This window comes from Cellvibrio sp. pealriver, from assembly GCF_001183545.1.
Lineage (GTDB): Bacteria > Pseudomonadota > Gammaproteobacteria > Pseudomonadales > Cellvibrionaceae > Cellvibrio.
Map to the genome: position 1 here is coordinate 489,868 of NZ_KQ236688.1, position 21,866 is coordinate 511,733.

Genomic DNA, 21,866 nt, shown 5'->3' on the forward strand with positions numbered 1-21,866 from the left:
CTGGATATTCGTAACGCCTACACTTGTCAGGTGACTGCCGAGCTGGCTCGAAGACTCCAAATACAAGACCACACAGCCAAAGAAAATATAACCAATTAAAAAAGCTACCCACTAGAAAAAGTCCGAGGAGGACGGAGTTATGTTTATTAAATCAAGAATGTCGTTGGCTGTGGTCGCGGCCATGACCTCGACATTAACGCTCGGTAGTGTGCATGCAGCAGAGTCGGATGATGCAAATTTGGAAGAGGTGGTTGTCACCGGTATTGCCGCCAGTTTGAGCCGTAGTATCGATAAAAAGCGTAATTCGGATCTGGTCGCCGACAGTATTACTGCAGAGGATTTGGGAAAATTCCCCGATAACAATATTGCCGATTCATTACAGCGCATTCCTGGAGTTGCGATTGATCGTGCCGGCGGAGAAGGGCGTTTTGTGAGTATTCGTGGCCTCGGTCCCGATTTCAGTGCGGTACTGATTAATGGCCGCTCACCTGCCAGTGAAAATGAAGAGCGCGCTTTCAGTTTCGATACGCTTGCTTCTGAACTGGTACGTACGGTGGATGTATTCAAAACGTCTAATCCAGGCCTGAAAGAAGGTGGTTTGGGCGGGACTATTAATATCGTCACTGCTCGCCCCTTTGATTTTGATGGTTTCCATGCTGCCGGCAGTATCAAGGGAATGTACGAAGAGAATAGTGAAGACACCAGTCCACAAGCGTCCTTCGTCGTCAGTAATACCTTCAACGACGAAAAATTCGGTGTACTGGCTTCGGTCACTTACCAGGAGCGTTCGAGTGCAAAATACACCGTCGAAAATGAGCATATTTCCAAAACGACAGAAGAGCCGTTTTTAACCTTCACCAATCCATCACAAGGATGGGGCGGCGGCTATGCCTATTCGGGCGATGGTTTGGAAGAGGATACCTATCGCATTCAAAGTTTGTACGCCGGTGTGACAAATGAAACGCGCGAGCGCATTGGTGGCAATCTTGTCCTGCAATTACAGGCAACGGATGATCTGGTATTAACAGCGGATATCATTCACTCAAAATACGACTCATCAACATCAAAATATTCCACTGGTTCCTACATGTGGGCACCGACTTTATCACCGCTGAATCAGGTTGATAAAAATGGTTTCTATAACGTCATCAACCACGGTTATGACGCGGGCTACAACATCACAGGTTACGCGCATTTATTGACGACGACTGAACGTCCAACAGAATCCAACGTGGGGGGGTTAAATGCAGCCTGGGATATTTCTGACGAATGGAAAATGATTGCTGATATTTCCATGTCCGATGCGATTTTGGATAACCGCGGTTTGGATCGGTTATACATCGTCGAATTTTTGGATCGCCCTGGCTACCTCATGACTTCCAATGGTGGCATTCCTACTCTGGAATACGCAGACCCTGCAGCCATCAAGCCGGAAATGGGTAGCGCCAACATGAAAGACTTACGTGCGCGCATCAACTCCAATGATGGTATTTATAACAAAGCCAATAATCATGAATTCAAATTGGATTTTGAATGGACGCCTGTTGACTCATTCCTCTCGCAAGTGAAATTCGGTGCAAATAATACTGTTGCAGAAAAATCGACAGAGTATTGGGCTACCCCCGATCTGATTCGTCGCATGTATCACGGGCTTGCAACGCAGCAAGTGATGGATACCGATTCGATTATAAAAGGTGTTTTAAAACAAGGTGATGTATTTGGCGGATTAAACGGCGATGTGTATATGATCGATCCAGTCGCCTATCGCAATTGGATGGCAGAAAACATTGACGGTCGTACACGCGCCAATACGCCAGCAGGTATCGCTTCAAAAGAGGCCTTTATCGCGAACGGAAATAGTTGGGATGCAGTGAAATCCAACGACTCTTACACGATTGAGGAAGATGTTACCTCGTTCTATTTGGAAGCGGCGGGTGAAACTGAAATATTCACTATGCCGTTACATTTATCAGGTGGTGTACGTTACACCGAAACTGAACTGACATCATCAGGAACATCACAAGTATTGATCGGGCTGGAACGTGAGGCCGCTGAACCGGGCAGGCCGCCATCACCCTGGTTGGTGCAACAATTTGCAGATGAAGCAGGAACTGCGATTGCGTTGAATAACGATTACGATAATTGGCTGCCGTCATTAAACGCACGCCTTGAAGTGACCGATGATTTTTATGTGCGTGCAGCGGTGAGTGAAACATTAACACGCCCAACGTTGACTGCGCTTGCACCATATACATCCTATGGAACTACTACTACCTCAACGCGTATGGCGCGCGGAAACAATCCTAATTTAAAACCATTCGTTTCACAAAATCTCGATTTATCATTTGAGTACTACTACGGTGATGCCAATTTGGTTGCGGTTGCACTGTACAAAAAAGAAATCGACGATTTTATTGTCACTATGAGTCTGCCTGAAACCTTTGAAAATATTGCTGTTGAAGACCCTGAGTGGCGAACCTTTATGGTGACGCGTCCACACAATGGCGAGTCAGCAACGATTGAAGGGGTTGAAATCAACTGGACACATATTTTTGAAAATGGTTTTGGTTTTGCAACCAACTACACCTTTGTAAACAGCAGTGCATCACTCAGTGCCGCTAATGCAACCGAAACCTTTGCGTTACCCGGGATTAGTGATACTGGAAATGCGACGGTCTTTTACGATAAAGATGGTGTGGAAGTACGTGTTGCTTACAACTATCGCACACCATTCCTCGGCCGTGTGTTTAATGGCCCCAGCAATGAACCTGTTCACTACGATGCTTACGGTGCATTTGACGTTAGCGCCAGTTACGACGTAACGGATCGTATTACGGTGTTTGTAGAAGGTAGTAATGTCACCGGTGAAACGGTTAATAAATACGGCCGTTACAAAAACCAGTTTATTGGTTTTGAAGATACTGGTGCTCTCTACACCTTTGGTTTGCGCGCCAAACTGTAATCAATTTTCACTTGTTGTTTATCCCGTTTGCCCGACTTAGGTCGGGCCTTTTTAGCTTTTTTCAAAAAAATGTTATTCCTGGAATTTGTTAAGTAATGGATCACATCTTTGCTGTAGATAACGGTAACTCTCACAATAATGTTGTTTATCCGATAAAGGTGTCTTATGAAAAATATATTTGTTCATCGGCTGTTAAAAATTTCAATTGTCTTTTTATTGTCATTAGTCTCAGCGCTTTCGGTTAACGCCCAATCAACATGTAATGCGTTTGTCGGCAACCTGTGCACTGAAATCAATGCGATGTATGTCAAACTCGATACTACACCGCGCATCGCCGGTGTGTTGGGCAATACTGCTGCTGAAAATGCGATGCTGAAATTCGCACGTGATAACGGCATCAATTACCTGATTATGTATGACTTGCAAGGGCTGGTTGCTAATTCGACACGCGCAAATCAACTGGCATCACTTATATCCCGAGCTAAAACACAATACGGTGTCCAGCAAGTGGGAGCTGCATTGGCAGAATCGCAATTTGCAGACAATATCGTAGCGTACAACAACAGTCGTGCAGAAAATGAACGCATAGATGTGTTGAATGTCGAACGTGAGTTCTGGCGTTCAACCACCAATCGCGCTGCAGAATTTGATGAAACAATCAATGTATTAAATTATTTTAAAAATGTTGGAACGGCAAATAATTTAATTACTGAGATTTATATTGGGTGGATTACAGCCAATGAAGGGGTACGTTTAGGGAATGCGGTAGATCGCGTGTTAGTCCATTACTATCGTCAAAACGATACAGATATCGTGAACTACGGTATTGAGCGTTTACAGTATCTTGCTGGAGCAAGCCGAAAAGTAAAAGTCATTCCTATTTTTTCCAATGAAGGCCCTACAACAACGGATGATGCTGAAACCTATTTTATGGGTAATTGGTTGGCAACAAACCCAAATGATAAAGCGTTTAAAAGTTGGATTGCCGGATACAATGCGCTTTCAGGTAGTTGGAAAAATAATATTGAAGTCATTGGTTCTAATTGGTTTCTCTATAATCACTTTCCTGAAATTTATGCAACAAAACCCAATCACATTACCACAAATCCGGTCAATCAAACGGCGTGTGCTGGCCAATCGCGCACATTTACCGTTGCAAGTTCAGCGAATAATAAATTTTATTGTTGGCTAAAAAACGGAAAGTGTTTGGTTAATGGTGGAAACATTTCCGGTGCCCGTACCGCTTCACTGACTATCTCTAATATCACATCGACTGATGTGGGTAACTATGCTGCCCGTGTTCTTAGTTACGACACCAGCAATCCTGCGAGCTTTACCTCAACCAACGCGAGTTTAACGCTTGGCACCAGCTGCGGTGGTTCCTCTACCAATCGCGCGTTGAATAAACCGGTAACTGCATCGTCATTTATTGCAGCGGGTTATGAACCTTTCAGAGTGGTTGATGGCAATACAACCAGCTCGCGTTGGGCGAGTGCGTATTCGGGTGCTCAATGGATTCAGGTGGATCTGGGTGCATCGACAAATGTAAGCCGGGTGAAATTAACCTGGGATCCCGCTTATGCCATTGATTATCAGATCCTGATTTCTACCAACGGTAGCAGCTGGACAACACTGCGTTCTATTACAGGAAACACCAGTCTTGTTAATGACAATACGGGATTAAATGGAACCGGGCGATACATCCGTATCAATGGCACGACCAAGGCATTGCCTGCGTGGGGATTTTCATTGTGCGAATTGGAAGTCTATTAACATTTTGTCGAGACAGACAAGGTGATCATGAGTTTTTACATCCCCCTGTATTAGCAGGGGGATGTAGTAGAGGTAAAAAATGCAGAAGAAAAATATCGTAACAAAAACGGCTTTGTGCTTTTGGTTGGCTGCAATAGCAGGGCATGCGTTTGCTAATTTATCCGCAAATGACTTAAAAAATTTTGGTGATAAAGCAGAATTGCGTTTTGCAACTGTAAGCAATTTTGGTCAAGAGGGAACTTTTGATGCGCGGGTAACAGTGAATAACCATTCGTTTGTCACCTTACCCAAAGGAAAAGCCAATTGGAAAATGTATATTCATTCGGTGAAGCGTATTCTTTCCACAAATTCCACTGAGTTGACATTTAAACGGCTGCAAGGCGATCTTTATGAATTAGCCCCAACCGATAAATTCCTGGGGCTTGAACCGGGTAAATCACTGCATTTTCCCTATAAAGCTCGCGGGCATATTGTGAGTTACAGTGATTTTATGCCGCGTGCATTTATTGCAAATACAGTGGGTGACTCTGCCGTATTTGCCAATACAGATACAGAGAATTTGGCACAATTTGTTGATCCCTTTACAAAGCCCGAGCAGTTTCTGCGTTTTGATGTTCCGCATGATCTTTATCCTGTCGTGACCACGACCAGTCGTTATCAATCCAACCTTGCATCGGCCTCAGGCGCTGCGTCAGAAAAAGCGACAGAAACAGCAACTATCATTCCTACACCCAAAACGGTTGCCTACAGTAAAGGCAGTGCGAATATTGACGGGCAGTGGAAAATAGTTGAGGTCGGCGGCCTCGCATTTGAATCGGATTACCTGCAGCAGCGTTTGCGTGATAACGGTCTTTTACTGGATAGAGGTGCGACCAATGGTTCATATAAAAGCCAGGTCATTCAACTCATTATCGACAAGAAAATTGCTAAACCTGAAGCCTATGAACTCAATATTACTAGCGAAAAAGTGATGGTTTCGGCAGCAAGCCCTGTGGGAATTTTTTACGGTGTGCAAAGCTTTTTGAGTTTGCTTCCTGCTGAAAAATCTTCCAATAAAACCATTCCTGCACTGCGTGTATTTGATGAACCCCGGGCTGGCTGGCGAGGGATGCATTATGATCTTGCGCGCAATTTTCATGGTAAAGAGGCCGTGCTTGAACTGATTGAGCAGATGGGCCGTTACAAACTGAATAAACTACATTTGCATTTAACCGAAGATGAAGGTTGGCGGATTGAAATTCCCGGGCTTTCGGAGTTAACAGACGTCGGTGCATTTCGTTGTTTTGATTTAACCGAAACACAATGCCTTATACCCCAGATAGGCAGTGGTCCAAACAGAACAGCAGCAGGCAATGGCTATTTAACCACAACGGATTTTACTGAAATTGTTAAATACGCCGCGCAGCGTCATATAGACGTTATTCCTGAAATCGATATGCCAGGGCATTCGCGTGCGGCGATTAAATCGATGGAAGCTCGCTATAAAAAATTACTTGCCGCTGGTAAAAAAGTAGAAGCTGAACAATATCTTCTCAGCGATCCGCAAGATAAATCGCAGTACCTGACTGTGCAAAGCTATTCCGATAATTCGGTCAATGTGTGCTTGCCATCCACCTATGCATTTATAGACAAAGTGACCTATGAATTGCAGCAGATGTACCGTAAAGCGGGGCAAAAACTCAGTGTGTTTCATATGGGCGGAGATGAAGTTGGCGTAGGTTCATGGACAGCATCGCCTGCGTGCAATCAACTGTTTACCAACGCTGATAATGGAGTATCCGGCGTTGCTGATCTGAAACCCTATTTTGTACAGCGCGTTTCTGAAATAACTCACAAACGCGGTTTGGATTTAATGGGTTGGGAAGACGGTTTGATGTATGACCCGAACAATACCTTTAATCGCGAACAACTCGTGAATAAACGCGTGATTGCCAATGCCTGGGACAACATTTGGGAGGCTGGTGTTGCTGATCGCGCGCATCGCCTTGCCAACAATGGTTATGACGTGGTGATTTCCGGTGCGACTCATTTGTATTTTGACCATCCGCATGAACCAAGTGCGGGTGAGCGCGGTTATCACTGGGCGACACGCTACACCGATCTGGCAAAAGTATTTGGTTTTATGCCGGATAACCTCTACGCCAATGCGGACCGAACATTCACCGGAGCAGAAATCACCAATTTAAATGCATTGGTCGGCCGCATTCTTCCTCCGCTTGAAAAGCCCAAGCATGTGTTGGGCATGCAAGGACAAGTCTGGACGGAAACAATCCGCACCAAAGAGCAATTGCAAACCATGATTTTTCCGCGCGTTATTGCGCTTGCCGAACGCGCCTGGTTTAAAGCGAATTGGGAAGGGGATGTGGTTGATGTACAAGCACGCAACACGCAATGGAATACATTTGCTGCAGCCTTGGTAAACAAAGAATTACCAAAACTTGAACAAGCGGGTGTGACGTTTTACTTGCCGCCGCCGGGTGCTATTCGGGTTAACAATAGCTTAAAAGCCAATACATCATTACCCGGTTTATTGATCGAGTTCAGTCGGGATGGCGGAAAGAATTGGTTGCCTTATCCGTCACATCATCAAAACGAAATACGCATTGATGATGGCGCAATACAGCTGCGCAGCCGTTTACATTCGGTTGTTAGCGCAACAGCCATTCTGGATTGATATTTGAAATTTCTTAGCCTGTGAGGTTATGCGTTGTGATACGACTATTCATTATTGTTAGTATATTGTTTTGCTTATCGGCCTGTGGTGGATCTGGCGCTGTAAAAAATAACAGCGGGCAATATGTTTCGGCCAGTGCATCATCCAAAGCCGTATCTGTCAGCAGTGTTGCATCGTCACATGCGGCCAGCTCATTATCGGCAAGTTCTGTCGCAAGTGTTAATGGCTTATATGGTCTTTATGTCTCCCTGCATATGGGGAGAGCCGACCAGCTTTTAGGTAATGCACAGCGTGAAGAGGTTTTTCTAAAATTTGTGCGCGACAATGGCTTTAACTATTTAATTTTTTATGAGTTGGAAGGTATGGCTCCAACGTCCGCCAAAGCACAACAGTTTGCGTCATTGGTCAGCCGTGCAAAATTATCTGCCGGTGTTACGCAAGTCGCAGCGGCATTGGGTGATGCAAGTGAAGCAGATACCGTAGTGGCTTATAACAATGGACGAACTGCATCGGAGCGTATTGATGTATTGAATGTGGAATATGAATTCTGGAATAAAAAAGACCGCAAAACAGAATTTGCTACTACGCTTTCAATGTTGGAGCGGTTTAATGCTGTTGCCAGCGAACACCAATTAATGACGGAAATTTATATTGGCTGGGTGGATGCAACCGAAGCCGTCAGCTTGGCGAATGTCACTGACCGTATACTGGTGCATTATTATCGGCAGAACGATATTGATATCGTTAACTTTGGTATAGAGCGGCTTGAATGGATGGCGGCCGCAAGCCGCAAGGTAAAAGTAGCGCCCATATTTTCAGCGGAAGGTCCTAAGAACACTTATGACGTTCCTTTTATGGGATGTTGGTTAGAAAAAAATGCTAATCAGCAAGCGTATAAATCCTGGAAAGCGCAATACGATGCATTGGATAAACCCTGGAAGGAAAATATTGAAATCGTTGGTGCAACATGGTTTGTCTACGATAAATTTCTGGATGTAGGCATAGGGCCTGAAAACGGTTGCCCTCAATAATCCAGTTTTACGGAATTAAAACCGGTAGTTAACGCAGTAGTTACAATCAGTAGTTAAAACCAGTTGTTGATGACTGCGATATGATTTTCAGAGATAGAGCATGAGTGAAGCAGGGCATTACTCCACACAAACAACAATAGAAGATGCAGCAAGGCTTGCTTTATTGCAAGGCAAACACCAGCAGGCGTATCAGCTATTGATGGATGCATTGAAAACCTACCCGCGGTTTGCGCGCGGGTATTTCCTGCTCAGCCGTATTGCCTATGATTTTAAAAACCATCTTAAAGAAGTTGAAATGCTGTTTGCTGCGCTCCATGTGGAGCCGGACAATGTTGAATTTATTGCCTACCTTGCCCGTGCGCAGGTGCTGGTTGGTAATAGCAGTGATGCGCATGAGTTGCTGATGCGGGCTGAAAAACGCCAAGGCCATACAGCAGAAATTTATGACCTAATGGGAGTTACCTATAACCGATTATCCATGTATCAAGAAGCTGCTGTGTGTTTTCAGCGCTCGATTGAATGCAACAGTGATAATGCAGGCGTATTTTTTAATTTGGCATCCACATTAAAATTTTGTGGCGATTTTCCTGCTGCACGTACAGCCTATGAACACGCTATTGCATTAAAGCCGGATTATTTTAAAGCACATGCTGCATTAACCAGTTTGGGTGGGATTAGTCATGAGCACAACCATGTTGCCCGTTTGCGCGAGTTGCTTGAAAAAACAGTTAACGCGGATGATAGCTTGTGCATTGCCCATGCATTGTCTAAAGAGTTGGAAGCGCTAAAAGATTGGAGCGGGTCTATAACTGTATTACAGCGCGCCAAACAAAAAAAACTGGCGCAGTTGCTCTATGATTTTTCACGAGACAAGGCCATTTTTGAAAAGCTGGAACAGTCTTATTCGGTAGTATCACGCAGTAAAAAATCCGGTTTTCATAATAATCGTCCGTTATTTGTAACGGGCATGCCGCGCACCGGAACCACCTTGGTTGAGCGCATTCTTTCCAGCCATAGCCAGGTTGCATCTGGTGGTGAGCTGTATAATTTTTCGATTGAGTTCAAGCGATTAATTGGCAGTGTTAGCGGTGAGTTTATAAGTGATGAATTCTTTGGGCATATTAACCGCGAGGGTCTTGATAAATTAGGGCGTGCTTATATTGATAGCACCGATTATCTACTGGGCAATAAACAGTTTCTGGTAGATAAATTGCCACTGAATATTCTATATGCAGGGTTGATTATCGATGCCTTGCCCGCTGCAAAAGTGGTGTGTCTTGACCGCAATCCGCTCGATACCATTGTCAGTAATTATCGCCAATTATTCAGCTTTCAGGATTCAACATTTGCCTACTCATTAAGCCTTGAGCATACCGCGCATTATTATGTTGCGTTTAAACAATGGACGGATCGTTTGCTGGCAATTTATCCGGATAATGTTTATCGGGTCAATTATGAAGCGCTGGTATCTAACCCTGAATTGGAAATACAAGCATTATTGAAATTTTGTGGTTTGCCGTGGCAAGACGATTGTTTGCATATCGAGCGCAATGCAAAACCCGTAGCCACGGCAAGTGCAGTTCAGGTGAGGCAGCCCATTACAGCAGCGGGTATTGGCCAGTGGAAGCATTATGCTGCGCATCTGGAGCCTGCAATAAATATTCTGGAAAACGCAGGCCTGGTGTTCGATTTATAAAATCCCAACACATCTAGCATACATTTATAGCAGCGCTTGCTGCCGTGAATATTGTGGTTACTCCTTTGGCATGTCTGCCGTTTTGTCATTCGCGAAATAGGCTGTACGTAACGCCTCCCGGCGAAATTCGGTAGGGGAGGTTCCGGTAAGGCGTTTGAAAAAGCGCTGGAATGCCGATTTACTGTTGAAGCCGGATTCCAGCAATATATCCATAATGGTCATGTCTTTGTATTTTTCATCTGCAAGATAACGCTTGGATTCTTCAATTCGATAAGAGTTAATAAACTCAAAAAAATTGGTGCCGAAGGTTTTGTTGATCGCATAAGACACATCGCGATAAGGCACACCGATTTTTGCAGAGAATTGTTCAACATTCAGGCTTTGGTTCAGATAAAGCTTTTGATTAACAATCCCGTCCATGATTTTGTCGATGGTGGAATCCAGCGGTTTGGTGCCTGCTGTGGGTATAGCGTCTTTTGGCAGCTCAAATTCTTCGTCTTCTTTAGTGGTTGTCAGGTTCTGCGCGTGCGAAATGCTGTAATAAAAAAGCGCAATCAACAGCACAAAATTCAGATAGTTATCGGTAACACCTAACGGCAAGCGATAAAAATAAGCCAGCAGGCTGAGGGCTAGTGTCCAAACGCCCGCAAACACAAAACCTAACGTCAGGTAATAAAGCCACCAGAGTGCGGTTTCGTTCACGTCTGAATGTTGTTGGCGCAGTACTGTGTGATAGCGCCACACGGTGACAGTCGCGGCGATGAAATACGCGAGCGGAATAATTTTTAACGAGTACCACAGGCAATCAATGACGGTATAGAGCACAGCATCCATACCAAAAGTATCCAGTTTTAGCCGGTTAATATCGATATCAAAAATAGCGATTATGGCAATAGCTACTAATGTGGGTAGTAAATGCAGTAAATGGATCCGTTTAAAACGGAAGTTTTCCTCGGTAATGCTACGCACATAAAAAATCAGCAGAGGGGCCTTTAGTAATAACGAACTGCTGTAAAAATAAGGCACCAGGCTTGCCGTTAATGGGGTTTGTGGAATGTATTCATTCCAAATCAACATGATCCCTACATCTGACAATGCAATACTGAGAAAAAAAGTGGTCAGCAAAATCCGGCTAACTTTTTTACGCGCGGGCAGTAACAACTGGAACAGCGCCAGAACCAGGCTTAAGCCAATGGCGAGAATAAGAATAATGTCATTGAGGTTGAAAATGGGCGTTGTCATTCGGGGGATGCCGCCTTTTTTGGAATGAGAGCGGATATTACAGCATCGTCACCCTGAATATGGCAATGCAGGTTTTGTATATATTTGCAGGCAATAAAAAAGCCCAAGGCTTTCACCTTGGGCTTGTTGATCTTGAGTCACCTGAGTATTAACGCGGTTTTACCCGTACCAACACTTGTTGCAGCGCGATAAAACAAAACAGCAATCCACCGATGACTATTTTGGTCCACCAGCTGCTTAAAGTACCGTCAAATGAAATGTAGGTTTGCACTACACCCATAATCAATACGCCCATCAGAGTGCCGAACATATAACCGTAGCCACCGGTCAGCAAGGTTCCACCGATGACGACGGCCGCAATCGCATCCAGCTCTACGCCAACCGCAGCGAGCGAATAACCGGAGAAGGTGTAGAAGGAGTAGACGATACCAGCAAGTGTTGCGAGAAAAGAACTGATCGCATAGATATGGATTGTGGTTGCTGCCAGTGGAATGCCCATGAGTGCAGATGAATTGGCATCGCCACCAATTGCATACACACGGCCGCCAAAGCGGGTGTAATGCGCGGCGATAATCGCAACGACCAACACCATCAAACAAATAATCGTTGAACTACCAATCCAGGCATCGCCCAGTATTTCAAAACCAAATGCGGATACATCGTTATAAAATTCGTGTTCGATTGGAATTGACTCTTCGCTGATTACACTCGCCAAACCGCGCGCGAAAAACATACCTGCCAGAGTGACAATAAACGGCTGCATTTTATAGTAGTGAATAATTGCACCCATGATTGCACCGAATAGCGTGCCGCCAATCAATACTACCGGAAACACCAGCAGCGGGTGCCATTGGTATTTACTGATCAATACGCTGCATACCACGCCGGTTAGTGCGATAACGGCTCCGACGGATAAATCAATACCACCGGACAAGATCACAAAGGTCATGCCAACAGCTGCAATAATCAAAAAGGCATTATCACTGAGCAAGTTGAAAAATACGCGTGGAGTACCAAAGCCTTCAAATTGTATTGAGCCAATGCCGAACAATAAAAAGAATAAACAGCAGGTGACGGCGAGTGGAATAAATTTGCGATTAAGCATTGTTAGCCTCCTTGTTGCTGCTGGTTGAGGCAGTGGTTTTGCGGAAATTTAATTTGGATAATTGTTGTTGGAAGCGCGGCGATTGCAGCAGTAGAACCACAATAATGGCGCTGGCTTTGATCAATAAATTAAATTTCGGTGGAATACCGCTGAGAATAATGGTGACGGTCAAGGTTTGGATGATGAGTGCACCGATAATCGCGAGCAGGATAGAAAAACGTCCACCCATTAACGATGCTCCACCAATTACTACAGCGAGAATCGCATCCAACTCCAACCACAAACCTGCATTATTGGCATCGGAACCGCGAATATCCGCGGCGGCAATCATGCCCGCCAGCGCAGCACAAAGCCCGGCTACGCAATACACACTCATCTTAATCGCTTTTGCATTTAGCCCCATGTAGTGGCTGGCTGATGGATTTGCACCAACAGCTTCAATATACAAACCCAATGCGGTGCGGCGTGTTAGCAGCTGCACTATGGCAAAAGTAATAATCACCAACACAATGGGGAAGGGCAGGCCAAGAAAACTACCCGTGCCTAAAAAAGCAAATCCGCTGTGATCAAAAGTGACAATCTGCCCCTCATTAATTAACTGCGCAATACCACGGCCTGCGACCATTAAAATCAAAGTTGCCACAATCGGCTGGATGCTCATATAACCCACGAGAAAACCGTTGATAATTCCCGCGATTAGTCCGGCAATTAACCCGGCACCGATGATGAGCGCGAGATTATCCACACCTTTGGTAATGTAATACGCACTCACTGCACCCGCGATGGCCATAATGGAACCAACAGATAAATCCACACCGGCAGTGGCAATCACCAGCGACATACCGATTGCTAACAACGCAACCGGTGCAGCGCGATTGAGCACATCAATTAGCGATCCGTAAAAACGACCATCTTTAAATTCAATATGAAAAAATTCCGGTGCGATTATCGCGTTGATCACCAGCAGCACCAGCAGGCCAGCGCAAGGCCAAAGATAGCGGCGCAGGTTTTGGTTTTTGGTCAGGTTCATAAATATCTCTTCACTAATGTATTTCTCGTTTCCAAATAGCGCGTTGGAGCAAGTGTGCGGAATAATTAACTGGCCGCAATTGCCTGCATAATGCGCTGTGGATTTATGTCATCGCCTTCAAGTTCTGCTACTTTCTGACGGTCGCGCAATACCAACACGCGGTTACTAAATGCAACCAACTCTTCCAATTCCGATGAGGCAACTACCAGAGCGAGCCCTTGGTCGCAGAGTTTGCGGATTAACCGGATAATTTCAGCGTGCGCGCCAATATCAATACCGCGGGTGGGTTCATCCAGAATCAATAGCGATGGATTGGCTGCAAGCCAGCGCGCAAGAATAACTTTTTGCTGGTTGCCTCCACTTAATTGCTCAATCGGTTTTTCAATATCCGATGTGGCGATGCTGAGCTCTTTCACATAATGGTTGGCGATATCTTCTTGTTCTTTACGCGAAATAAATTTCCACCAACCTTGTTTGATCTGGCGTGCAAGAATCATGTTTTCACGGATGGATAATTGGCCAAGAATGCCATCGTGTTTGCGATCTTCCGGGCACAAACCCATACCTGCGCTGATGGCATCGCGCGGTGAATTAAAATCCACTTTTTTGCCATCAAAGGTGACACTGCCGGCGTGTTTTTTATCAACACCAAAAATCAAACGGCACAGTTCGGTACGGCCAGAACCGAGCAAGCCTGCAAGACCAACCACTTCGCCTTTACGCACCTGAATGCTGGTGGCTGACAATGTGACCTTATGACCGATACCCTGCGCATCAAGTAATGATTCACCGCTGGCAGAATGGTTTTGCGGTTTGTGTTCGCCCAGCGCCGCCAATTCCTTGCCGAGCATATGGCTAATTAATTCACTGCGCGCCAAGCGGGCAGTTTCAAATTCGCCAACCAACTGTGCAGAGCGTAATACCGTAATGCGGTCACTCACAGCGTACACCTGATCGAGAAAGTGAGTGACAAACACAATGCCGATACCGCGTGCTTTTAACTCGCGCATAATGCGAAAAAGCGATTGCACTTCCTCGGCATCGAGGCTTGCGGTGGGTTCATCCAGAATCAATACTTTTGCTGACATGTCCACGCCGCGTGCAATTGCAATCAATTGTTGTACGGCGATGGAATAACTGGAGAGTGGTTGCGTTACATCGATATCCAGATCGTAGCCTTTTAATAAGGCTTGTGCATCGCGATTCACTTTGCTCCAGTTGATCAAACCAAAACGGCGCGGCTCGCGGCCGAGATAAATATTTTGCGCAACGGTTAAGTTGGGGAGCAGGTTCACTTCCTGATACACGGTGCTGATGCCAAGCGCTTGTGCATCGCCGGTATTGTTTGGGTGTATTGGTTGGCCTTCCAACACAATATCACCACCATCGCGTTGGTAAACACCGGTCATGACTTTAATCAGTGTGGATTTCCCTGCACCATTTTCACCGAGCAGTGCATGGATTTCACCAGCACGCAGCGTAAAGTCCACACCTTTTAATGCGTGAACACTGGGGAATATTTTATGAATTCCCTTGAGTTGTAATACTGGAGTTGAGTTCATTATGAAACCGCTTTTGATTTTTTGTGTAGCACCGATTGTGTGGGCTGACTTTGCATCATGGCATTCTCATTTAATCGACTGTCGTCATTCCCGCTTGCGGGAATCCAGTTTTACGTTAGGCTGTAAATGGATCCCCGCTGCGCGAGGATGACGACTCCCTACTAAATTATTTAGCCCCGCGCTTTGCTAATTCATCTGCTGCATTCTCTTGTGTGAACACAGCGCCACCCATCTTGATCCACTTATCAAACTCTTTTTTACCACCACGATATTCATTGATAACATCAAACGCAGGGCCACCAAGGTGCGGACTTAATTCCACTGATACGTTAATTTCACCCGCCACAATCGCTTTCAATGCATCATCTACCGCATCTACCGACACAATTAAAATATCCTTGCCTGGTTGCAAACCTGCTTCTTTAACCGCCTGGATTGCACCCAATGCCATTTCATCGTTATGTGCCCAAATTGCACAAATGCTTTTACCACCGCCTTCTGCTTTCAGCATGGTCTCCATGACTTCCTTGCCTTTAGCGCGAGTAAATTCAGCGGTTTGGCTGCGCACAATTTTGGTTTCAGGAAATTTTGCAATGGTTTCATTAAAGCCTTTCATACGCCCCAATGCCGCGCTTGAACCTACTGTACCTTGCAGCTCCAAAATACTGCATTTGCCTTGGGTTTTTTCAGTGAGCCAATTCGCTGCGCGTTGGCCTTCCACTTCAAAATCGGGCGCGATACGCGTGAGATATAAAGAGTGATCGCTCACCGATACATTGCGGTCCAGGATGACCACCGGAATACGTGCGCGTTTGGCTTCCATTAATACCGGCTGCCAACCGGTTTCTACCACCGGTGCAATTAAAATGGCATCCACGCGCTGTGCAATAAAACTGCGCACGGCTTTAATTTGGTTCTCTTGTTTTTGTTGTGCATCGGAAAACTTCAGTGTGATACCGCGTTTTTCTGCTTCGGCTTTAACCGATTCAGAAAAGCTGGTGCGCCAGCCAGATTCCGAACCAACTTGTGCAAAGCCCACGGTGATTGCGTTAGCAGTAGCGCTGATGCCGATAGCGGCCGTGAGCGTGAGCGTTTTGAATAACTTGTTCATGGTAAACCTCGCGTAGTAAATAGTTTTATATAGGTTATTGAATCTGTTTTATCGTAAATCGATTTATCAGCTCGTGTTTAGATCCAACCGCCATCCACAATAAAATGTTGGGCGGTGCACAAACGGCTATCGTCAGATGCCAAAAATAACGCCATCGCGCTGATGTCTTCCGGCATAACGGATTTTTTCAAACATTGGTTTTCCAAAATATTTTTGGCGGACTTTTCTTTGGTGAGCATCGCCAATTGCCGATCCGTCATCACCCAGCCGGGTACAAGCGTATTCACACGGATATTATCGCCGCCCATATCGCGTGCGAGTCCGCGGGTCATGCCTTCAATTGCTGCTTTGGAGCTGGTATAGCCGGGCATGCCGCCCTGGGTTGCGTACCAACTCATGGAACCTAAATTAATAATCGAGCCGCCGCCCAATTCCAGCATATGCTCGTATACGGCCTGCGCTGCAAAAAAATGGTGACGCAAATTAACCGCGAGCCGTTCGTTCCAGTAATCGACGGTGACTTCGCGGAAATCGTGGCGTGTGTCGTTGGCGGCGTTATTGACCAGCACATTCACTGGCCCGACATCGTTATAAATTTGTTTGATGGTCGCTTGCAGTTTGGGAATATTTAATAAGTTGCAGCGGTAATAGCGCGGTGGAATGTTATCGGCGCGATGACTTAATGTTTCTACTAATTTATGGGCGTCGTCATCGCGTATATCGATAAAACAAACTTGCGCGCCTTGATGGCAAAAGGCTTCTACCAAATTGGCACCTATGCCCGACGCACCACCGGTGATCAACACGATTTTATATTTCAAGCTTGGGTATTGGTTAGTGAGTGCCATTGTCATCACCACTAATGCGAGTGGCCGGGCACAGCAGCCCCGCGACAACCAACCAGAAAATCAAAATCACAACCTTCGTCGGCTTGCATGACGTGTTCGATATAAAGCTGTAAATAGCCACCGGTTTTTTTCTGGATTTTTTGTGCACGCAATTGATCGATACGCACAGCGATTTCGTCGGCGCTCACTTCTAATTCAAGTGAGCCTTTGTCGCTATCCAATGCAATCCAGTCGCCATCTTGCACGGCGGCGAGCGGGCCAAATTCCTGCGCTTCCGGTGCGACATGCAGCACTACTGTGCCAAAGGCAGTGCCACTCATACGCGCATCGGATATGCGCAACATATCGGTAATACCTTGCTTTAATAATTTTGGCGGCAAACCCATGTTGCCCACTTCTGGCATACCGGGGTAACCCTTGGGGCCACAATTTTTTAATACCAGAACGCTGTTAGCATCCACATCAAGTGCATCATCCATAATGCGTTCTTTGTAATGATCAAAACTGTCAAATACCACAGCCCGGCCGCGATGTTTCATTAAATGAGGCGATGCCGCACTGGGTTTTAATACCGCACCACGCGGTGCGAGATTGCCACGCAAAATACAAATGCCGCCGCTGGCACAGAGTGGGTTGTCCAGCGTGCGGATCACCGCATCGTTGTAGCAGGGCGCTTGTGAATTGTTTTCCCACAATGTTTTTCCGTTAGCGGTCAAACAGTCCTTGTGTAATAAATTTGCATCGCCCAATCGTTTGAGTACGGCGGGCAAACCACCGGCGTAATAAAAATCTTCCATCAAAAATTCACCGGCGGGTTGCAAATTTACCAGCGTGGGAATTTGTTGGCCGTAGGTTTGCCAATCATCCAGCGTGAGGGGAATATCCAAACGCGCGGCTATGGCTTTTAAATGAATCACTGCGTTAGTTGAACCGCCAATTGCAGCCGTAGTGCGAATAGCGTTGATGATGCTGTCGCGCGTCAGCAGCTGCGATATGCGTAAATCTTCATTCACCATATCGACAATGCGCATGCCCGACACATACGCGAGCGTTTTGCGGCGTGCATCTACAGCGGGAATCGCGGCATTTTGTGGGAGCGATAATCCGAGCGTTTCCACTATGCAGGCCATGGTGCTGGCGGTACCCATGGTGTTGCAGGTGCCGGTGGAGCGCGACATATCGGCTTCTGCATCCATAAATTCCTGCAGCGATATTTTCCCGGCTTTGTAATCTTCGCTCATGCGCCAGACGAGTGTGCCCGAGCCGACATCTTTGCCTTTGTGTTTGCCATTGAGCATAGGGCCGCCGGTCACGACGATGGTTGGCAGATCGCAACTGGCTGCGCCCATGACCAGAGCCGGGGTGGTTTTGTCGCAGCCGACCAACAGCACAACACCATCGATAGGGTTGCCGCGGATCGATTCTTCTACATCCATCGCCGCCAAATTGCGCGTGAGCATGGCCGTGGGGCGCAGGTTGGACTCGCCATTGGAAAACACCGGGAACTCTACCGGTACACCGCCTGCCTCCAAAATACCGCGCCGCACACTTTCCGCCAGTTCTCGGAAATGGCTGTTGCAGGGAGTCAGTTCTGACCAGGTATTGCAGATACCGATAATGGGTTTGCCTTGGAAGTGATGCTCGGGAATCCCCTGATTTTTCATCCAACTGCGGTACATAAAGCCGTTTTTGTCTTGTGTACCGAACCACTGGGCGCTGCGCAGAGGCTTCACAGAGTGTTTATTAGTCTTATTGTCGTGGTTCATAAATGACTACATCTGGGTTGGCCATTATTATTTAAGTCATACAATATCGGTTTGTGGCTTGAACGGGCAATCGCAAATCGGATGGTTTACGTATATTTGCCTGACAGTCACACGCCGATGGTAAAACTTTTCACGGTATTGCTTGATTTAATTGTATTATAATATCAATATAAATCAACCCCAGTATAAATACTGGGCAGGTACTTACCGATACATCGTAAAATATAATATAGTAAAAGAGACAATAAGAGAGGTTGAAATGCAGCGTTTAATTAAATCCCTGATGGTGGCTTCTGTCGCTGCGGCGGGTATCGCCCAAGCCGCCAACCCGATTTTTACCGACGTGTTTACCGCTGACCCTGCCGCCATAGTGCATGAAGGTAAGGTTTATCTGTATGCAGGGCACGACCAGGCCAAAGACAACACCAAATTTTTTGAGATGCACGACTGGCTGGTGTGGTCATCCGATGACATGGTCAATTGGCAGGCTCACGGGCCCTTGTTAAAAGTGAAGGATTTCAAATGGGCCAAGGGTGATGCCTGGGCGAGCCAGGTAATTGAACGCGATGGCAAGTTTTACTGGTATATCACCGCGCGCCACAATGACACCAAACCCGGATTTGCCATAGGCGTTGCGGTGGGCGACAGCCCTCTCGGTCCGTTTAAAGATGCGCTGGGTAAGGCGTTAATTACCAATGATATGACCACCGACACCAAAAACGACTGGGACGATATCGACCCTTCGGTGTTTATTGATGATGACGGTCAGGCCTACTTGTTTTGGGGAAATACCAAAGCCTATTACGCCAAGCTCAAGCCCAATATGATCGAGCTGGATGGCCCGATTGTGCCCATCAAAACCCTGCCGGAATTTACCGAGGCAATCTGGGTACACAAATATAAAGACAACTATTATTTGTCTTACGCCATGGGTTTCCCCGAGAAAATCGGCTATGCCATGAGCAAAAGTATTACCGGCCCCTGGGAGTACAAGGGGATATTGAATGAAGTGGCGGGCAATACGCCAACTAACCATCAGGCGATTATTGAGTTCAACAACAAGCATTACTTCATTTATCACACCGGTGCCGGCCGGCCGGATGGCGGTCAATATCGCCGTTCGGTGAGTATTGATGAGCTGTTCTACAACGCGGATGGCACCATCAAGCGCATCATCATGACCAGTGAAGGCGTGAGTGCCAACAAGGCCAAATAAAGCCTTGTGAAATAACGGAAAACTATCCCCCGATAGCGGTAAACCGATTGACAGGGGATAGGCTTATTGAGAATATATTGTCATACAATATTAATATCCTCTAGTGAGGCAATATTAATAAAATAAACAGATCGACGTTACAGGTGGAAAACATGACCTCTTATGCCTTGGGGTTGGATTACGGTTCTGATTCGGTCAGAGCACTTTTAGTAGATGCCCTTACCGGCAAAGAAGTCGCGAGCAACGTGGTGTATTACCCGCGTTGGAAAAAAGGGTTGTTTTGCGTGCCCGCTAAAGACCAATTCCGCCAGCACCCGCTGGATTATCTGGAAAGTCTTGAGCAGGTCGTGCAAGGGCTGTGGAAATTGGCACCTGCGGGCGCAGCCCAGGCGGTTGTCGGTATCAGTTTTGATACCACCGGTTCCACTCCTGTCGCTGTTGATAGCGAAGGCGTTGCGCTTGCACTGAAGCCGGAATTTGCCGAAAACCCGAATGCGATGTTCGTGCTCTGGAAAGACCACACCGCTATTAAAGAAGCGCAGGAAATTACTGCTGCGGCAAATGAATCTGCAACCAATTATTTGAAATACGAAGGGGGAATTTATTCCTCTGAGTGGTTCTGGGCAAAAGCGCTACACGTATTGCGTGAAGATGCTACGGTCGCCAAGGCGGCCTATTTATGGGTAGAGCATTGCGATTGGATGTCGGCTGTTTTGACCGATACCACCCACCCAAGCAAATTGCGCATGGGGCGCTGCGCCACCGGCCATAAATTAATGTGGCACGAGAGCTGGGGCGGTTATCCACCGAATGATTTTTTTGTTGGGATCGATCCGTTACTGAATGGCTTGCGCGATCGCCTGCCAGCAGAAACCTTTACCTCCGATCAAGTGTGCGGTGGCCTCACGGCGAAATGGGCTGACAAGCTCGGTATTCCCCAAAACACACCTGTTGGTTTCAGCGCATTTGATTGCCACATGGGTGCTGTTGCTGCACAAGTGAAACCGGGTGTGCTCACCAAAATTATGGGCACATCGACGTGCGACATTACTGTCGCCAGTTACGAAGCGGTTGGCAATAAATCGATCCGCGGTATTTGCGGCCAGGTAGATGGTTCAGTATTGCCGGGTTTTGTGGGTTTGGAAGCAGGGCAGTCTGCATTTGGCGATTTGTATGCGTGGTTTCGCAATCTGGTGAACTGGCCAGTGCAAAACCTGCTGGCGAATTCAGCGCTGCTTGATGACGCAACCAAACAAAAACTCGCTGAAGAAATTGAAAGCAATACGCTGGTTGCGTTGAGTAATGCCGCCAGTGCGTTACCCCTTGCCGATGCGAATATCACCGCGCTCGATTGGGTTAACGGACGCCGTACGCCCGATGCAGACCAAACCGTTTCCATGGCGATTGCCGGATTAAAAATGGGCAGCGAAGCGCCGCATATTTTCCGTGCATTAGTTGAAGCAACCGCGTTTGGTGCGCGCGCTATTATCGAACGCTTTAAAGACGAAGGCATTGCAGTCAATTCTGTTGTAGCGATTGGTGGTATTTCCAAAAAATCTGATTTCGTGATGCAAACCTGCGCCGATGTCTGGAATTGCCCCATCGAGGTATTGGAGAGCGAACAGAGTTGCGCATTGGGCGCGGCGATTTTCGCTGCGGTTTGCGGCGGTGTTTATCCTACCGTTGCCGATGCACAAAAAGTGATGGCATCGCGCACCTGCAAAACTTATACACCGAATGCACAAGCGGCTGTAATTTACGATGCGCGCTATCAGCAGTATCAAGCGTTAGGGAAGTTCGTCTCATCATCAACACTCTCCTCACCAGTAACAACAGGGGAGGCGTAACGC

The 21,866-nt window shown here is 46.6% G+C and carries 14 protein-coding genes; 7 read left to right on the top strand and 7 right to left on the bottom strand.

All coding sequences use genetic code 11. From position 1 onward, the window contains the following. Positions 1 to 139: 139 nt before the first annotated feature. The 5 genes from VC28_RS02025 (at position 140) to VC28_RS02045 (ending at position 10,136) form a co-directional block, all read left to right on the top strand. Entirely contained in the window at positions 140 to 2,962 is a 2,823-nt protein-coding gene (locus VC28_RS02025) for a TonB-dependent receptor (protein ID WP_049629184.1), read from the top strand. 165 nt (positions 2,963 to 3,127) lie between these two features. Continuing rightward, positions 3,128 to 4,735 carry a discoidin domain-containing protein gene (locus tag VC28_RS02030; protein WP_049629185.1) on the top strand — a complete coding sequence of 536 codons (1,608 nt, stop codon included), beginning with the start codon at positions 3,128 to 3,130 and terminating at the stop codon, positions 4,733 to 4,735. Positions 4,736 to 4,814: 79 nt separating this feature from the next. Then, positions 4,815 to 7,409 (top strand): family 20 glycosylhydrolase, encoded by a 2,595-nt coding sequence (locus VC28_RS02035; RefSeq protein WP_082191365.1) that lies wholly within the window; start codon positions 4,815 to 4,817, stop codon positions 7,407 to 7,409. Positions 7,410 to 7,444: 35 nt separating this feature from the next. Continuing rightward, complete coding sequence (locus VC28_RS02040; protein WP_049629186.1) at positions 7,445 to 8,440, top strand: hypothetical protein; 996 nt, start codon at positions 7,445 to 7,447, stop codon at positions 8,438 to 8,440. A gap of 100 nt (positions 8,441 to 8,540) precedes the next feature. Continuing rightward, the gene (locus VC28_RS02045; RefSeq protein WP_049629187.1) at positions 8,541 to 10,136 is read left to right on the top strand and encodes a tetratricopeptide repeat-containing sulfotransferase family protein; all 1,596 of its coding nucleotides are present in this window, start codon (positions 8,541 to 8,543) and stop codon (positions 10,134 to 10,136) included. A 57-nt stretch (positions 10,137 to 10,193) separates the two neighbouring features. On the opposite strand, the gene VC28_RS02050 is transcribed toward VC28_RS02045, so the two are convergent. From VC28_RS02050 to VC28_RS02080, 7 genes are all read right to left on the bottom strand, one after another. Next, a complete protein-coding gene (locus VC28_RS02050; RefSeq protein ID WP_049629188.1) occupies positions 10,194 to 11,378 on the bottom strand; it encodes a helix-turn-helix domain-containing protein in 1,185 nt (394 codons plus the stop codon). A gap of 148 nt (positions 11,379 to 11,526) precedes the next feature. Beyond that, positions 11,527 to 12,483, bottom strand: coding sequence for a galactofuranose ABC transporter, permease protein YjfF (gene yjfF / locus VC28_RS02055; protein ID WP_049629189.1), 957 nt, complete (start codon positions 12,481 to 12,483; stop codon positions 11,527 to 11,529). Further along, positions 12,476 to 13,513 (bottom strand): ABC transporter permease, encoded by a 1,038-nt coding sequence (locus tag VC28_RS02060; RefSeq protein ID WP_049629190.1) that lies wholly within the window; start codon positions 13,511 to 13,513, stop codon positions 12,476 to 12,478. Before VC28_RS02060 ends, yjfF begins: the two co-directional genes overlap by 8 nt. A gap of 65 nt (positions 13,514 to 13,578) precedes the next feature. Continuing rightward, a complete protein-coding gene (locus VC28_RS02065) occupies positions 13,579 to 15,075 on the bottom strand; it encodes a sugar ABC transporter ATP-binding protein (RefSeq protein WP_049629191.1) in 1,497 nt (498 codons plus the stop codon). A gap of 166 nt (positions 15,076 to 15,241) precedes the next feature. Next, positions 15,242 to 16,186, bottom strand: coding sequence for an ABC transporter substrate-binding protein (locus VC28_RS02070; RefSeq protein WP_049629192.1), 945 nt, complete (start codon positions 16,184 to 16,186; stop codon positions 15,242 to 15,244). Between the two features lie 77 nt (positions 16,187 to 16,263). Continuing rightward, positions 16,264 to 17,034: an SDR family NAD(P)-dependent oxidoreductase gene (locus VC28_RS02075; RefSeq protein WP_082191366.1), complete on the bottom strand. Its 771-nt coding sequence runs from the start codon at positions 17,032 to 17,034 to the stop codon at positions 16,264 to 16,266. Positions 17,035 to 17,045: 11 nt separating this feature from the next. Further along, positions 17,046 to 18,800 carry an IlvD/Edd family dehydratase gene (locus VC28_RS02080; protein ID WP_049629194.1) on the bottom strand — a complete coding sequence of 585 codons (1,755 nt, stop codon included), beginning with the start codon at positions 18,798 to 18,800 and terminating at the stop codon, positions 17,046 to 17,048. A gap of 259 nt (positions 18,801 to 19,059) precedes the next feature. Here VC28_RS02080 and VC28_RS02085 point away from each other — a divergent pair, with 259 nt between their 5' ends. Beyond that, the gene (locus VC28_RS02085; protein ID WP_049629195.1) at positions 19,060 to 20,016 is read left to right on the top strand and encodes a glycoside hydrolase family 43 protein; all 957 of its coding nucleotides are present in this window, start codon (positions 19,060 to 19,062) and stop codon (positions 20,014 to 20,016) included. A gap of 152 nt (positions 20,017 to 20,168) precedes the next feature. Further along, on the top strand, positions 20,169 to 21,863 hold the full coding sequence (locus VC28_RS02090) for a ribulokinase (protein WP_082191367.1): 1,695 nt from the start codon (positions 20,169 to 20,171) through the stop codon (positions 21,861 to 21,863). Positions 21,864 to 21,866: the final 3 nt, after the last annotated feature.

Bases quoted from the DNA above. Each gene is read 5' to 3' on its own strand.
- VC28_RS02025 (WP_049629184.1), top strand. From the start codon at position 140: ATGTTTATTAAATCAAGAATGTCGTTGGCTGTGGTCGCGGCCATGACC.
- VC28_RS02030 (WP_049629185.1), top strand. From the start codon at position 3,128: ATGAAAAATATATTTGTTCATCGGCTGTTAAAAATTTCAATTGTCTTT.
- VC28_RS02035 (WP_082191365.1), top strand. From the start codon at position 4,815: ATGCAGAAGAAAAATATCGTAACAAAAACGGCTTTGTGCTTTTGGTTG.
- VC28_RS02045 (WP_049629187.1), top strand. From the start codon at position 8,541: ATGAGTGAAGCAGGGCATTACTCCACACAAACAACAATAGAAGATGCA.
- VC28_RS02050 (WP_049629188.1), bottom strand. From the start codon at position 11,378: ATGACAACGCCCATTTTCAACCTCAATGACATTATTCTTATTCTCGCC.
- yjfF (WP_049629189.1), bottom strand. From the start codon at position 12,483: ATGCTTAATCGCAAATTTATTCCACTCGCCGTCACCTGCTGTTTATTC.
- VC28_RS02060 (WP_049629190.1), bottom strand. From the start codon at position 13,513: ATGAACCTGACCAAAAACCAAAACCTGCGCCGCTATCTTTGGCCTTGC.
- VC28_RS02065 (WP_049629191.1), bottom strand. From the start codon at position 15,075: ATGAACTCAACTCCAGTATTACAACTCAAGGGAATTCATAAAATATTC.
- VC28_RS02070 (WP_049629192.1), bottom strand. From the start codon at position 16,186: ATGAACAAGTTATTCAAAACGCTCACGCTCACGGCCGCTATCGGCATC.
- VC28_RS02075 (WP_082191366.1), bottom strand. From the start codon at position 17,034: ATGGCACTCACTAACCAATACCCAAGCTTGAAATATAAAATCGTGTTG.
- VC28_RS02080 (WP_049629194.1), bottom strand. From the start codon at position 18,800: ATGAACCACGACAATAAGACTAATAAACACTCTGTGAAGCCTCTGCGC.
- VC28_RS02085 (WP_049629195.1), top strand. From the start codon at position 19,060: ATGCAGCGTTTAATTAAATCCCTGATGGTGGCTTCTGTCGCTGCGGCG.
- VC28_RS02090 (WP_082191367.1), top strand. From the start codon at position 20,169: ATGACCTCTTATGCCTTGGGGTTGGATTACGGTTCTGATTCGGTCAGA.